Origin of the sequence: Psychrobacillus sp. FJAT-21963 (assembly GCF_001420585.1) — a bacterium.
GTDB lineage: Bacteria > Bacillota > Bacilli > Bacillales_A > Planococcaceae > Psychrobacillus.
The window spans coordinates 780,795-795,414 of sequence record NZ_LJIY01000001.1 but is presented as its reverse complement, the minus strand read 5'-3'; the positions used below and the strand labels follow the sequence as shown (position 1 = coordinate 795,414).

Below are 14,620 nucleotides of genomic sequence, written 5' to 3'. Positions count from 1 at the left end.
AAAATTAACTACCTTGTTTTGCAAAGTAGTTAATAAGAGTATATACGAACGAGGAGAAAAAGTCTAATAGGAAAATATGCCGTATTTTGTCTCTTTTGAAAAAAATACGGTATTATCTGATAATTTGGTGTTAGAATAGTTATATCATTTTGAACCTTATTCAGTGGGTGCATGAAGCACAACTGAATAGCAAATTGGGTTGAACGAACTCATTAAGGGTTATACGCAAAAGCGTATTTCATATTAAAATTTGGGAGGTATACGGTGAATATTTGGCAAAAATTCTTTGTTAGTGTCGTTGTTGTTTTTATGATAGCTGGATCAGTAATTATCCCAGTAACAGATAATTCAAGTGTTGAAGCTGCTACTACTTATTCAAAATTAACAAGTACGCTTAATAATATTATGTTAGATAGTAGGATGAAAAATGCAAATACCAGTGTGACAGTTAGAAAGGCCTCCACTGGAGAAGTGATTTTTCATCATAATCCAGACAAAGGAATAACACCAGCCTCCTCGTTGAAATTGTTAACTGGTGCAGCTGCACTAGATACGCTAGGTGAAAATTATCGTTTTTCTACAGCTGTTTTAACTGATGGTACCGTGAAAAAGGGAACGTTATATGGCAACTTGTATTTACGAGGTCAAGGAGATCCGACTTTATTAAAATCACATCTCGATAAATTTGCGGATGGATTAGCGAAACAAGGGATTAAAAAAGTTTCGGGTAATTTAATTGGTGATGATACTTGGTTTGATTCTGTTCGATTATCCGCAGGGATTTTAGCAGAGGACGAGCCCTATTATTATGCAGCTCCGATTTCGGCTTTAACACTTTCACCAAATGGAGATTTTGATGCAGGATCAGTCATAGTGGAAGCGAAGCCAGGAGTGAATGGTAAAGCTACGAAAGTAACATTATCACCTGTAACAAGTGTGCTACAAGTAGTCAATAGATCAAAAACAGTTCCGAAGGGGTATAAAAATACACTGAAAATTACTCGTCAAGTCGGTTCTAATAAGGTAATTATTACAGGGAATTCACCAGTAGGCACTTCTGGGAAAAAAGAATGGATTTCAGTGACAAATCCAGCCTTATATACATTGGATGTTTTTAAAAGTTCATTAAAAGCAAAAGGTATTACATTTGTATCTACCTCCAAAGTAGCCCAAGGAAAGGCGCCAAAAAATGCTAAAGCGCTCGTATCAAGAAAATCGATGCCATTAAAAGAATTAATCATTCCATTTATGAAGTTAAGTAATAATACACATGCAGAAATATTAGCCAAAGAGATGGGGAAAGTAAAATATGGGGTAGGTAGTTGGGATGCAGGTCTAAAAGCTATGCGTGATTACGCAAGTTCTATCGGTCTCGATGGTAGACAGTGGAAATTCGAGGATGCGTCAGGCATGTCTTATTCCAATAAAATTACTTCCGAACAATTATCTCAATTACTTTATGTTGTACGTTCTGAACCTTGGTATAACACATATAAAAAGAGCCTTCCAATAGCGGGATCATCAGATCGATTTATTGGGGGAACACTTCGAAATCGATTGAAAGGATTCCCTGCAAAAGGGAATATAATGGCGAAAACAGGAAGCCTCGAAAATATTAAATCACTTGCCGGCTATGCGAAGACCCAAAATGGTGAAACGTTGATCTTTACAATACTAACCGAAGACACAAAGACTAGCACAATACCTGTCATCGACCAATTCGCAACAGCCATCACAAACTTCAAACACTAACAATTAAAATCAAGAGATAATGTTACAGTAGTGTTACTGGTGCCTGGCACCAGTAACACTACTGTAATTTTTTTATTTGGATGGATTAGTTTTCGGTTTAGTCTTGGTATACTATACTTGAGTTATGAACGAGGTGAGTGCGTTGGGAAGAGATCGGAAGTTTACAGATGAAGAATTATTTAATGCTACAAAATCTATGATTATCCACGATGGATACGAAGCATTTACATTTAGTCGATTAGCGGCGGTCTTAAATGTTTCAAGAGGTAGTATATATAAGTATTACGAAAATAAAGACGAACTAATATCGGAATTTCTTATGTACGAAATGAATCGTTTCCTACTTGAGTTTAATGCGCTAGACAAAACTGGTGATTTTCAAAGTCAATTTAATTTATTAATTGATTTCATATTTGAACATAATAATATCCATCAAGTGTTGGAAATAATTCATCAAATACCTTCTAACACAACAAAAAGAGTAGAAGATAACAAATCCAAATTAAGTGAATATCATGTGGATATGTATAAGCAATTCCAAGGCTTTATCGAGTTAGGACGAAAAGAAAATAAGATAAAAAGTCATATTCCTACAGCGGTTATGTTGGGAATGATCTTTCAAACAATTGCAATTCCAAACCATTTTGCCATTCCACAAGATGAATGGATTGCATCCATAAAAGAAATATTAAGTCATGGAATGTTCAGTGGAGAGTAATTGACATATCTGTCACTTATGAAGTATTGTAAGAGACAGATATTTTTTTATTAAAAGTGACACTAGTGTCACTAAAATAATTATACTGGAGAGTGATTAAATGAAGACCGTTTTACGACACATTACAGATTTTGTATCTAGTAAAAAAGGAATGTGGATTACCCTCGGAAGTTGGCTAGTTATAACTGTATTGCTTGCAGTATTGGCTCCGAGTGCAAGCGAGTACAAAGTCTCCAGTGTTGCATCATTACCGGAGAATGCTAAATCTGTCATTGCGCAAAAAAATATGGATGAGCATTTTAAAGATGCAGAAAGTCTTCCAGCTATTCTCGTTTTGCAATCGGAAGAGGCTGAATTAAATATAGATGCAATAGGGGTAGCTTTAGATAAGGTAAGTGCTTCTAATATTAACGGGCTAAAGGAAGTCATTCCATTTAGTAGCTTACCTCCTCAAGCGCTTGCAGGATTTTTCTCAGAGGATAAAGAAACAGCAGTCATTCCGCTTAGTTTTATTACTTCTTTGCAAATCTCAGATCTTGAAAAAAGTTTAGAAGAAGTGAAAACAATAGTAGCAAAGGAAACAGGCTCTACTGTTTATATGACAGGACCCGCTGGAATTGCAGTAGATACAACAAAGCTATTTGAACGTGCAGATATTGTATTACTACTGGCTACTGTAGGAATAATACTGGTTCTACTAATTATTATTTATCGTTCTCCATTACTTGCTTTAATTCCATTACTAGCCGCAGCATTTGTGTACGAAGTAGTAAATCAAATCCTTGGTTTGTTTGGAAAAGCAGGATTAGATCTTGCTAGCCAATCAACTTCTATTATGTCTATTTTATTGTTTGCTGCGACAATCGATTACTCATTATTCGTGTTCTCAAGATACCGCGAAGAATTAAAAAACTATGAAAGTAAGTTCGATGCGATGAAATGGGCGATGCGTGAAACTGGTATTCCAGTATCCTTCGCTGGGGGAACTGTTCTTGCAGCAATGCTTGTTTTGTTCTTTGCTGAATTTGGGGATTACAAAAACTTTGCACCGATATTTGGGACTACGATGTTCGTCATTATGATTGCATCTGTTACATTGATTCCAGCACTTTTCACGCTTTTCGGAAGAAAATCTTTCTGGCCGAAGATTCCAAAGTTTGGGGAGGAAGAAGTAAAAGCAAACTCTTTATGGAATAAAATCGGTTCATTTGTTGTAAATAAGCCAGTTGTAGCAGCTCTTTCCATTCTTGCTATTTTAGTAATTTCTTCATTGAACTTGTTTAATTTAAAATATGAGTTTGATACGATGAAGTCTTTCCCAAGTGATATGGCTTCACGTGAAGGGTATGAAATTATTGAAGAACAATTTGAAAAAGGAGATCTCGCACCAACGACAGTACTATTTGAATCTGAAAATGAAATAACAGAGGAAATGCAGGCAAATTTAATAAAACAGCTTTCAAAGCAGAACTTAGTAAGTAGTGTACGTGCATCAGGAATTTCCGAAGATGGGCTTGCAGCGCAATTTCAATTAACTTTTAAAGAAAATCCATATTCTTCGGAATCAATGGATGCATTGGAACAGATGATAGGGAACGCAGAGAGCATTGTTAGCGATAGCAACGTTCAAGGTGATATTTATTTTGCAGGTGAAACAGCATCCCAAGTGGATGACCGCTCAATCAACAATCGAGATTTAATCGTCATCGTATTGTTAGAAACACTTTTGATTTTTGTTTTATTGATCTTGTTAACAAAATCCATTAAAATGCCTATTTACATGATGGGAACTATCTTATTATCATTTTTGGCAGCACTTGGTCTAGGTATGTTCTTGACAAACCTTTTCTTCGACATTGATACAATTAGTAACCGAGTTCCTCTTTATTCGTTTGTATTCCTTGTAGCATTAGGAATTGATTATAATATCATTCTAATTTCTAGATTTATGGAAGAAAGGGAAAAACACTCGGTTAAAAAAGCGGTACAAATAGCAGTTTCTCATACTGGAGGAGTTATTTCTTCCGCGGGTATCCTCCTCGCAGCAACTTTCGCCGTGTTAATGACACAACCTATACAATTACTATTTGTATTTGGCTTTATCGTAGCAGTTGGAATCATACTCGATACTTTCTTGATTCGAGGAATACTACTGCCAGCATTAATCGTATTGTTTGAAAAAGATAAAAAATAAAACACAAAACACTTGGTAGCAGCAACCTCAAACTACCAAGTGATTTTTTATGGATGTTTCAAAAGTGTTACGGGTGCCTGGCACCAGTAACACTTTTGTGTTGATAAAAATTTCTAGGCAGGAGGTGATTTTCTGCTATATAATTAATTCAACAAAATGAATTAAATGGAAATGGAGCTATCATTTTGACATACATATTCATCGTTATAATGGCTGGCACGCTCAGTTTGTTTTTAAGCTTATACGTGCAAATAAAAATTAAGGATGCTCCGGGTGCTAAGTCATATGTTATAGTTACTTTTTTGTCATCAGTTTTCACTTTCGCCTACGCTTTTGAATTAGCAAGCTCCACTTTACAACAAATGAAGTTTTGGCTTAGTGTCGAGTATCTTGCTATGCCTTTTATCCCTGTGTTTGTCCTATTGATGTGTTTGGAGTATGTAGGGCATAAGCTGAAGCACTGGGTATACTATGTTCTGTTTCTTATTCCTTTCACGACTATATTCATGATGCAGACAAATAATCTACATCATCTATACTACACATCCCTAAATTTAGAGAATACTAGTACCTCTCCTATACTAAAACTTGATTGGGGTCCATGGTTTTATGTTCACTCTATCTTTGTTTTCTTGTGCTTAATCATATCTATCGTTGTATTACTTAGACAATTTAGAAATGCCTTATTTATGTTTCGAATGCAGATTTTATTGATGGTTGCGGGACTACTTACTCCTATCATAGCGAACTATTTTTATTTAAATGGGTGGAGCAAAGGTATCGATTTAGGTCCTGTCTCTTTAAGTATCACCTTTCTCTTTCATGGTGTGGCTCTTATTTCCTTGAAAATGTTCAATGTAGCCCCAATTGCCAGAGATAGTGTATTTGAAAGTATGAAGGAAGGAGTTATTGTTATTAATCAAAACCAAGTAATTGTCGACTTCAATCAAGCGGCGCTAACTATTATTCCTGCATTGAGCGAGCAGCAAATAGGTAAAACAATTATTGAGATTTTAGGAAATAAATCAAGCCTTTCAGAAAAAATAAAGGCTGAGCAGGAGTGCGACTATACGATGCCTTTAGACGAGAAAGTTTTACATTACCGCATAAACTTTTCTCCGATTCTGAATAAAAATGGATTACATGTTGGGAAAATTATTACCTTTATTGATGTGACAGAGAGAGTGAATATGCAGGACAAACTAAAGAAGCTAGCTAGTTTGGATGGCTTGACTCAAGTATTGAATCGAACTTTTTTTATGAGAAAATCGGAAATGATTATGGACCATCTAATACTGAATGGTGGTAGTATCTCGGTAATTATGTTTGATATCGATTACTTTAAAAAAATTAATGATACATTTGGACATGAAGCAGGGGATTTAGTATTAACGCAAGTTACCAAAACTGTCCAAGAAGAATTACATAATACAGAATTTATGGGCCGTTATGGCGGAGAAGAATTTATCATATGTATGCCAAAAACCTCTTTAGCAGAAGCTAGTGCTCGTGCTAAAAGCATTCGAACGGCAGTAGAGGAAAGCTATACGATTTTTAATGGTGAAAAAATTATGGTAACTTCAAGCTTTGGAGTCTCTAATGCTATTGTTGAAGAGGGGGAGGATCGTTATTCTCTTTCAGACCTAATTCGGCAGGCAGATATGGCTTTATACACTGCAAAAAACAATGGAAGAAATTGCGTAGAATCTTATGAGGAAAACAATATCTATTCATATAGTTAGGGGTATTACAGGAGTATTACGGGTGCCAGGCACCTGCAATACTCCTGTAGCAATTTAGAATACTTTTTTGCGGTCTCTTTCGTCTTTTATCATCTCTACTGCTTCCCGGAAGCGGAGCGAGTGAATATTTTCTCTTTCTCTTAAGAATCTTAAAGCATCACTAACGCCAGGGTCATCGGAGATATCGATTAACCATTGATAGGTTGCGCGTGCTTTTTCCTCAGCTGCAATGTCTTCATATAAATCTGCAATTGGATCTCCTTTTGTTTTTATAGACATAAATTAGGCACGCCAAATTACATCGATATTGTTATCTTTGAGAACCAAGCTATCGATTAATTTCATTATTCCAGTTTTAGCTTTTAATCTGTCCACACTAGTAATATCATCAATCAAATCCTGAATATTTTTCTTCACGGTGTCTGTATCACCTTTGTCCGACTTCAACTTTTCCAATTTGGATCTAAGTAACTGTCTTTCTTCTTTCACTCTATCAGTGGACGCTTTTAAATCTTCATCTTCAATTAAACCTTTTGAGTGTGCTTCTATTTGTCGTTGCATCTGTTTATTTAATCGGTCTAAAAGTAATTCCGTTTCTTTTATTTCATCGGTTTTTGATTTTGAGGTAATTCTGATTGTCAATTCTGATGAAGAAGTATCGGCAATTTGTTTAATCATATTAATAACGTCACTTTCAAGTTCATCACGATGTGCGAAGTGATGTTTGCAGCTATAGTTTAAAGTATAAGATGCACATATATAGCGATGATAAATATAATGTTTGTCTGCTCGATTAATACGAGAAGTACTACCTTTCATATTCGTTCCGCAATGACCACATTTCAATAATCCTGTTAATAAATATGTTTCACTTTCAGCATGCCGTTTGTTTCTTTTACGAGAGTCTAAAATACTTTGGATTCTTTCAAACCGTTCTAATTCGATAATAGTTGGATGATTGTCTTTTTTAATTATCCATTCATCTTTTGGTCTAATCACTGTTTTACCATTCACTTTTTTTCGTTTGTTATGAATCCGCATACCTGCTATCGTTTCATTCGTCAATATCCTTCTCACATTAGTCGAATCCCATAACTTACCCTGTTTCGTTAAAACATTATTGGCATTTAACTCTTTAGCAATTGTTCGTGTACCGTGACCGTTTTCAGCTAAATCAAACATATGTCTTACGTGTTTAGCTTCTTCTTCGTTAATCTCATACCTGCGATCTATAACGTCGTATCCGAAACATGGACGTGAAAGTGCTATATCCGTATTCTTTGCAAGTGAGATCATATTGTCTTGTACACGTTCACTTGTTCGACCACGTTCAAATTCTGCAAATACTCCTAACAACTGTAAAACCATTCTTCCTGCAGCGGTAGTTGTATCAAAATTTTCGGTTGCTGATACGAAGTTACATTTATTACTTTCCATGAATTTTATCAGTTGTAACAAATCAAACAACGATCTTGTTAGTCGGTCAAGCTTCGTTGTTAATAACACATCTATTTTATTTTCTTCTATATCTTTAAGTAGCTTTTCTAAAAATGGGCGTTTTAAAGTCCCAGCTGAGTATCCATCATCTGGATATATATTCGGTTTTGGCCACCCCATAGCTTTGCAGTATGCTTCCAGTCTTTCCTGTTGCTCATTTAACGAGTTACCTCTTTCTGCTTGCTCGTCAGTGCTGACACGTATATAAGCGGCTACTCTCATGGTTCATATCACTCCTTATTTGTGAAAAGAGTAGAATTTTGAATTAAAGATCTTGAGTAAATCTAATTGCTTTTCCGATTATTTTGGCTGGGTTATTTTTATCAATGAGAATTGGTTCGTGTGCCGAATTGTCCGGCATAAGTATAATAACGTCACCTTGTTTCTTTACTCTCTTCAAAGTTGCTTCGGTATTTCCATTTACTAATACTGCAGCGATTTCTCCGTTTTCTACGTCCACTTGCTCTCTTATTAAAACAAATGACCCGTGTGGAATTGTAGGAGCCATACTATCACCTTTAGCTTGTAAGTAAACAAGATTACCGGCTGGGAGACTTTCGACTAATTCGTCGCGATAGTTTTCATAGTTCTCTTCTACAAGAATAGGATCCCCACAGGCAATTTCTCCAAGCACGGGAATTCTAACTGTACGTGGTGAGACTTTGTAGATGTTAGACGGTTCACTTACTATACTTATAGGGTTTTCCCCGACATCAAAGAAATGAGTTACCGGAACTCCGAATAACTCAGACATAACCGCAATTTTGTCCATCATTGGTTTATTCGCATCACGTTCCCAAGCAGAAACAGCTGTCGGGGCAAGTTTTAAAATTTTTGCAAGATCTTGTTGTGTCAATCCTTTTTCTTTTCTAAGTGCTTTTATCTTCTGTCCAACTTTCAATGGATCTCACCTCTATATTTTCTAATATACACTTTAGCTGTATTTAATATACATTATAACTGTAGAAAAGTACAGTTATAACGAGTCTTTAGACTTATTTTTATAATAAACTACAGAATTTATGTATTTTGTTCTTGAAACTACATTTTATCTGTAGTAACATTCAATTCATGGAGGAGGTGGAAAAACTATGAAATACACTTTAGAGCAGTCTAGAGTACTCTCAGGTTTAACTCAGCGCGAAATGGCTAAGAATATGCGGATGTCAGAGAAGACTTACATTCAATATGAAAAATATCGTCGTGTCTTCCGAATGGATCAAGGTTATAGGTTTGCTCAAAACGTAAACGTGCCATTTGATAGTATTATTTTTTTTGCTGGTCAACTACAGAATTTCTGTAGTTAAAACGAACGTTACGTTACTTTATGAAAATATTTTTATAAGGGTCGTCCTATCAACACTCAAGCATAAGTTTAAATAAGGGGGTTGGTGATATGGAAAAAACAAAATACACCTTTAAACACTTTGTAGTTGTTGACGGTCAAAGAAAAGAAATTGATCCTTCTAAAGTCGATGGAATTTCCGAGCAATGCAAAATCTTATGGGCAAACATGGTGACAGGAAAAGAACACACGCTTGTGAGTAAGGTGGCTCAATAAGAGTCGCCACAGTGGACAAGCTATCAAAAAATATTGTGAGAGAAGAAAGGTGATAGATATGAAGATAAAACCAAAGGAATACTTATCCTTAGTTGCTATTGAACGCTACATGTTAATTCATCAAGCATTTATAAAATCTCAAACGAAAGGATTGAAGTGAAAATGAATCAACTAATCGCTACACAAAACAATGAGCAAGGGGAAATCATTGTTAGTGGCCGAGAGCTTCATGAGTTTTTGGAAGTGGCGGAACGGTTTTCAAAATGGTGGGAGAGAATGACTGGTTACGGCTTTGAAAATGGTCTTGATTATACCCCGTACCAAATGGTACACCCCCAAAATAAACAAGAACTAATCGATTATTCTATGAAGTTAGACATGGCAAAAGAGTTAGCAATGATTCAACGCACTGATAAAGGAAAAGAAGCGCGTCAGTATTTCCTTCAGGTTGAAAAAGCATGGAATAGTCCAGAAATGATTATCAAGCGGGCTATGCAAATCCAAGACAAAAAAATTCTTGAACTTGAAAATAAAATTCAAGAAGACAAGCGTTATACCGATTTTGGGAAAGTAGTTGAGATGAGTGAAGCTGCAGTAAATATTGGGGCTTTCGTGAAAATCATTTATGACAAACATGGTATTAACATCGGTCGAAATAAAATGTTCGATTGGTTGAGAGATAAAGGTTATCTCATCAAGAGTGGTAGAGAGAAAAACAATCCTAAACAGCAATTCATTGAACAAGGTTTATTTGAGCTAAGACCTACCATCATTTCCCGCTCTGAAGGTGACGTTCAATCGCACACAACATTAATTACTGGTAAAGGCCAGGTCAAGCTTACAGAAATATTGCTAAGTGAATTTGGTAGTAGGAGTGATTTGAGTGGCTGAAAGCAAAACAAAGAAACTTAAACGGTTCAAGGCTACACAACATAAGGCAAGGATCAAGCTCATTGAACTGTCAGTAAAACTGGAATTGACACCTTATTTAACAATGGACCAATCAATTCAAATGAAAGGACAAATTAAAAAACTAGGAGGAAAAATTCAAATTTACGACCGCAAGATCAAAGAACTTGAAGGGAGGTTAAAAGCATGAATCAACTATTAATAAAAATATCTCAGTGGTTTGCTGATGAACAAGAAATACTAGATGAACTTGCCCATGATGTAGCAACTTCAGACACTATCGAGGACATGGTAACAGCAAAACAAGCTTATGCAATTCAAGATACTAAAGTGGATGCAATTATGGAAGCTATGCGATTCGTTGAAATGGAAAGTGAAGTAGTAGAAGTAAATGAAGACAAAAAATAAAACCCGTTGTTGGCGCAACGAGTTCGGGTTCTTACACAATAATCTACCTACAGTGTAAACGAGGACCCTCCATAATGTCAAAGGAGGAAAACAATGAAGAACGTAAAGCTGCTATCAATGAACCTTGATAACTTCAAGGGAGTAAAGAATTTTTCGCTTGTTACTAATGGACTTAGTGTCCGTGTTTTTGGTGACAATGCTACAGGAAAGACAAGTATTTTTGATTCATTCCTTTGGTTGCTATTCGATAAGGATTCACAAAACAAAAAAGACTTTGCTATCAAATTATTAGAGTCTACTGGGGATGAAATCCATAACCTGAACCATACGGTTGAAGCTACTTTTGAAATTGATGGAACAGAAGTGACTTTGAAAAAGGTGTACTCAGAGGATTGGGTTCAGAAACGTGGATCTGCAACAAAAGAATTTAGCGGGCACAAGACTAAATATTACATTGATGAAGTACCTAAAAAGAAGAAAGAGTATATGGACTTTGTTGCTGAAATTGTGGAAGAGGAGCTATTCAAATTAATCACCAGTCCTATTTTCTTCAATGAACAAATTAAATGGCAGGACCGAAGAAAGCTGTTAATTGATATTTGTGGTGATATTTCTGATGATGAAGTATTTGCATCTGATAACCAATTGAAAGGCCTAGCTCTTATATTAAAAGGTCGCTCATTGGAAGATCATCGAAAAGTCATTGGTGAACGTAGAAAAATAATTAATGACGACTTAAGAATGATTCCGGTTCGTATTGACGAAATCAATAAATCGATTCCAGAAGGATCCATAGACATCGATGCAATTCGTAACGAATTAAATCAAATTGATACTGAAATCGATGCAAACAAAACACTGATCAACAATATTCAAAACGGACAAGCCTTGCAATCGAAAGAACTGGAGCTCAAGAAAGTCGAGAATGATTTGGAAACTGTTAAACGTGCTTTTGAATCGGATTCAAAAGATAAGCTATACCAACTACAAGCAAAGCTCCAAGAAGAACAAAGCAATAAAAAAATATTGGATATGCAAATAGATGAACAAAATCGAGCTACTGAATATTCAAATAGTAACATCAAACGAATAGAAGAAGACCTAGTTAAATTGCGTAATGAATGGACTGAAGAAAATAGCACTCAATTCCAACATATCGAGGAATGTGTTTGTCCAACTTGTAAACAGGACTTACCTGTTGAACAAGTAGAAGCTGTACGACAAAAAGCCCTTGAATCATTTAATTCAAAGAAGGCTGCTAAGTTATCGGAAATTGATGATAAGGGTAAGTCCCTTGTTCAAAAGAAAAATCAGTTACTTGAAGATATCAAAGGGACCGCTTCGAATATCGAAAAAATCGAAGCTATCCGAAGCGATAAAACAAAACAAATAGAGAAACTAACTGGTGAAATAGAAGCGCTAAACAGGAGTATAAAAGACGTTTCTGAATCACCTGAATACATTAAGTTTATGAATCTAAGACAAGCTTTAGAACAAGAAATTGCAACTATTAAAAACCAATCTGTACAAGCTGTCCAAGATATTAAAGAAGCTAATGCACAACTTGAAGCTAAGAAGCGAGAGCTTAATGCTGAAATCGCGAAATATGCGAACATCGACAATTTGAAAGCTCGCATCCAAGAATACGAAGATCAAGAAGAAATGCTCACAAAAGAGTATCAAAAACTCGAGCATCAAGTGTTCCTAACAGAAGAATTCATCCGCAGAAAAGTGGAACTCCTAACCGAAAAAATCAACTCCAAATTCAAACTGGCACGTTTCAAATTGTTCGATAACCAAATCAACGGAGGACTTCAAGAAGTCTGTGAAACAACTTATAACGGTGTTCCTTACAGCTCTTTGAATAACGCAATGCGTATCAATGTAGGTCTAGATATCATCGAAACGCTTTCCAATCATTTCGGAATTGTAGCACCAATCTTTGTAGACAATGCTGAGGCCGTAACTAAGTTGAATGCAATAGATGCACAGATTATTAGTTTGGTAGTTTCAGAGCAAGACAAGACTTTGAGAGTGGAGGAATAACCAATGAAAAAATTTGTGTTTAAAACCACGTTAACTTTAGAAGTGCCAAGTATTGTAGTTGCTTCAAATGAAGTTGAAGCTAGAGAACGTCTTCAAACAATACTATCTCATTCGATTGAAAATGAAGTAAAAGAAACTGATATCAAAGATGTTAACGAAATAACTACTTTGAAAACTGTAGTAGAATTACCATCTCATTTTTCATCTGATCATAATACATTGCTTGAAATGGGATATCCAATTCGCATAGTAAAGCGATATTCACAAGAAGATGCAGAAGAAGAAATAAGCGCTGCATTATCATCTATATAAATTAAAACTTAATCTATCTTATAACACACAACAGGAGGAATTAAATATGACTAATGCAACTCAAAACGAAGTAATGACACATCCAATCAAATTCGAGGTTAATGGTGAAGAAGTTAAGTTATCAGGTAACACAATCAAACAATACCTAGTACGCGGTAACGGGAATGTAAGCGACCAAGAAACGGTTATGTTCATGAATTTGTGTAAGTTCCAAAAGCTGAATCCTTTCTTGAACGAAGCTTATTTAATCAAGTTTGGTTCAAGTCCAGCGCAAATAATTGTATCAAAAGAAGCGTTCATGAAACGTGCAGAAGGTCATGAAATGTATGAAGGTTTCGAGGCTGGAATCATTGTAGAGCGTGAAGGTCAATTGCTCGAAATTGAGGGTGCAGTAAAGCTTGAAAAGGACAAGCTTATTGGAGGATGGTGCAAAGTATATCGCTCAGATAGAAAGGTGCCTATCGTAACCAAAATTGACTTTAAAGAGTTCGGTAAAAATCAAGCTACTTGGAAAGAAATGCCCATGAATATGATTCGAAAATCTGCTGTTGTGAATGGACTAAGAGAAGCTTTTCCAGAGTCACTTGGTGCAATGCATACAGAAGAGGAAGTATCCAATAAACCTGCAGAAGAACGTGTGATTGAAAAAGAGATAGAACAAAATGCTAACCAAGAAATTATTGATATCCAAGCAGAAGAAGTACTTCCAGAAGAGGGATATGAACAAGAAATAATTATCCCTGATAAAGAACAAGGACCCGGATTCTAATGATAGAGATCCAAACATTAGCAACCGGAAGTAAAGGTAACTGCTACTACGTGACGGATGGGGTTACACCCATCTTGATCGAGTGCGGTATTTCCTTCAAACAGATTCAACGGAAATTAAACTTTGAAACAACTGATATAGCTGCATGTTTAGTTACACATGAGCATCAAGATCATTGCAAAGGACTAAATGCCTTATTAAATGCAGGAATCAAATGTTACATGAGTACAGGAACGAAAGATGCTATTGGAATCGATCATCATCGAATCAAAACAGTTGAGAACAAAAAGCAATTCACAGTGGGAACATGGACCATCTTGCCATTTGATGTACAACACGATGTTTCGGAACCATTTGGCTTCTTATTAGCAAATAAAGATGGGGACAAGCTCTTGTTTGCAACTGACACATATTACATCAAATACAAGTTTCAAGGGCTTACACACTTAATGGTGGAGTGTAATTACTGCCAATCAGTGTTAGATGCAAATGTAGAAAGTGGTCGTATTCATAAATCAATGAGAAGTCGAGTGATGAAGTCGCATTTTAGTTTAGAAAATGTACTTGAATTTTTGAAAGCAAATGACCTCTCTAAGTTACAAGAAATATGGTTGCTGCATCTATCGGATTCAAATAGCGATGAGTTTTTAATTAGACAAGAGGTAGCTAGAGTAACCGGTAAATTGATTCATATTCCATGAAGTCCTGCAGG

General features: G+C 35.8%; 15 protein-coding genes and 1 pseudogene. 13 read left to right on the top strand and 3 right to left on the bottom strand.

The genetic code is table 11. The annotated features are described in order from the left end of the window. Positions 1-264 precede the first annotated feature (264 nt). The 4 genes from dacB (at position 265) to AN959_RS03785 (ending at position 6,406) form a co-directional block, all read left to right on the top strand. The gene (gene dacB / locus AN959_RS03800) at positions 265-1,752 is read left to right on the top strand and encodes a D-alanyl-D-alanine carboxypeptidase/D-alanyl-D-alanine-endopeptidase (RefSeq protein ID WP_082460743.1); all 1,488 of its coding nucleotides are present in this window, start codon (positions 265-267) and stop codon (positions 1,750-1,752) included. Between the two features lie 142 nt (positions 1,753-1,894). Next, positions 1,895-2,470, top strand: a complete 576-nt coding sequence (locus AN959_RS03795) for a TetR/AcrR family transcriptional regulator (RefSeq protein ID WP_056828421.1) — start codon at positions 1,895-1,897, stop codon at positions 2,468-2,470. A gap of 100 nt (positions 2,471-2,570) precedes the next feature. Beyond that, complete coding sequence (locus AN959_RS03790) at positions 2,571-4,664, top strand: MMPL family transporter (protein WP_056828419.1); 2,094 nt, start codon at positions 2,571-2,573, stop codon at positions 4,662-4,664. Positions 4,665-4,849: 185 nt separating this feature from the next. After that, positions 4,850-6,406 (top strand): histidine kinase N-terminal 7TM domain-containing protein, encoded by a 1,557-nt coding sequence (locus AN959_RS03785; RefSeq protein WP_253278863.1) that lies wholly within the window; start codon positions 4,850-4,852, stop codon positions 6,404-6,406. A 54-nt stretch (positions 6,407-6,460) separates the two neighbouring features. Here the strand turns inward: AN959_RS03785 and AN959_RS20940 are convergent. The 3 genes and pseudogenes from AN959_RS20940 to AN959_RS03770 form a co-directional block, all read right to left on the bottom strand. Next, positions 6,461-6,679: pseudogene (locus AN959_RS20940) on the bottom strand (manganese catalase family protein); the annotation flags it as partial. Between the two features lie 9 nt (positions 6,680-6,688). Further along, positions 6,689-8,125 carry a recombinase family protein gene (locus tag AN959_RS03775; RefSeq protein ID WP_056828416.1) on the bottom strand — a complete coding sequence of 479 codons (1,437 nt, stop codon included), beginning with the start codon at positions 8,123-8,125 and terminating at the stop codon, positions 6,689-6,691. A gap of 43 nt (positions 8,126-8,168) precedes the next feature. Next, a complete protein-coding gene (locus AN959_RS03770) occupies positions 8,169-8,804 on the bottom strand; it encodes a LexA family transcriptional regulator (RefSeq protein WP_056828414.1) in 636 nt (211 codons plus the stop codon). Between the two features lie 190 nt (positions 8,805-8,994). Here AN959_RS03770 and AN959_RS03765 point away from each other — a divergent pair, with 190 nt between their 5' ends. The 9 genes from AN959_RS03765 to AN959_RS03730 all read left to right on the top strand — a co-directional run bounded on the left by AN959_RS03765 (position 8,995) and on the right by AN959_RS03730 (position 14,609). Next, complete coding sequence (locus AN959_RS03765; protein ID WP_056828412.1) at positions 8,995-9,210, top strand: helix-turn-helix transcriptional regulator; 216 nt, start codon at positions 8,995-8,997, stop codon at positions 9,208-9,210. A gap of 89 nt (positions 9,211-9,299) precedes the next feature. Then, positions 9,300-9,464, top strand: a complete 165-nt coding sequence (locus tag AN959_RS21240; protein ID WP_172794309.1) for a hypothetical protein — start codon at positions 9,300-9,302, stop codon at positions 9,462-9,464. Between the two features lie 162 nt (positions 9,465-9,626). Next, entirely contained in the window at positions 9,627-10,355 is a 729-nt protein-coding gene (locus AN959_RS03760; RefSeq protein WP_056828410.1) for an antA/AntB antirepressor family protein, read from the top strand. Continuing rightward, positions 10,348-10,563: a hypothetical protein gene (locus AN959_RS03755; RefSeq protein WP_056828408.1), complete on the top strand. Its 216-nt coding sequence runs from the start codon at positions 10,348-10,350 to the stop codon at positions 10,561-10,563. The genes AN959_RS03760 and AN959_RS03755 overlap by 8 nt, the downstream gene beginning before the upstream one ends. After that, positions 10,560-10,781: a hypothetical protein gene (locus AN959_RS03750; RefSeq protein ID WP_056828406.1), complete on the top strand. Its 222-nt coding sequence runs from the start codon at positions 10,560-10,562 to the stop codon at positions 10,779-10,781. Before AN959_RS03755 ends, AN959_RS03750 begins: the two co-directional genes overlap by 4 nt. 93 nt (positions 10,782-10,874) lie before the next feature. Continuing rightward, entirely contained in the window at positions 10,875-12,827 is a 1,953-nt protein-coding gene (locus tag AN959_RS03745) for an AAA family ATPase (protein WP_056828403.1), read from the top strand. A 3-nt stretch (positions 12,828-12,830) separates the two neighbouring features. Further along, entirely contained in the window at positions 12,831-13,139 is a 309-nt protein-coding gene (locus AN959_RS03740; protein WP_056828401.1) for a hypothetical protein, read from the top strand. Between the two features lie 46 nt (positions 13,140-13,185). Beyond that, entirely contained in the window at positions 13,186-13,908 is a 723-nt protein-coding gene (gene bet / locus AN959_RS03735) for a phage recombination protein Bet (protein ID WP_056828399.1), read from the top strand. Continuing rightward, the gene (locus AN959_RS03730; RefSeq protein WP_056828396.1) at positions 13,908-14,609 is read left to right on the top strand and encodes an MBL fold metallo-hydrolase; all 702 of its coding nucleotides are present in this window, start codon (positions 13,908-13,910) and stop codon (positions 14,607-14,609) included. The genes bet and AN959_RS03730 overlap by 1 nt, the downstream gene beginning before the upstream one ends. Positions 14,610-14,620: the final 11 nt, after the last annotated feature.

Coding starts and splice junctions, on each gene's coding strand:
- AN959_RS03790 (WP_056828419.1), top strand. CDS start 2,571: ATGAAGACCGTTTTACGACACATTACAGATTTTGTATCTAGTAAAAAA.
- AN959_RS03775 (WP_056828416.1), bottom strand. CDS start 8,125: ATGAGAGTAGCCGCTTATATACGTGTCAGCACTGACGAGCAAGCAGAA.
- AN959_RS03765 (WP_056828412.1), top strand. CDS start 8,995: ATGAAATACACTTTAGAGCAGTCTAGAGTACTCTCAGGTTTAACTCAG.
- AN959_RS21240 (WP_172794309.1), top strand. CDS start 9,300: ATGGAAAAAACAAAATACACCTTTAAACACTTTGTAGTTGTTGACGGT.
- AN959_RS03760 (WP_056828410.1), top strand. CDS start 9,627: ATGAATCAACTAATCGCTACACAAAACAATGAGCAAGGGGAAATCATT.
- AN959_RS03750 (WP_056828406.1), top strand. CDS start 10,560: ATGAATCAACTATTAATAAAAATATCTCAGTGGTTTGCTGATGAACAA.
- AN959_RS03745 (WP_056828403.1), top strand. CDS start 10,875: ATGAAGAACGTAAAGCTGCTATCAATGAACCTTGATAACTTCAAGGGA.
- AN959_RS03740 (WP_056828401.1), top strand. CDS start 12,831: ATGAAAAAATTTGTGTTTAAAACCACGTTAACTTTAGAAGTGCCAAGT.
- bet (WP_056828399.1), top strand. CDS start 13,186: ATGACTAATGCAACTCAAAACGAAGTAATGACACATCCAATCAAATTC.
- AN959_RS03730 (WP_056828396.1), top strand. CDS start 13,908: ATGATAGAGATCCAAACATTAGCAACCGGAAGTAAAGGTAACTGCTAC.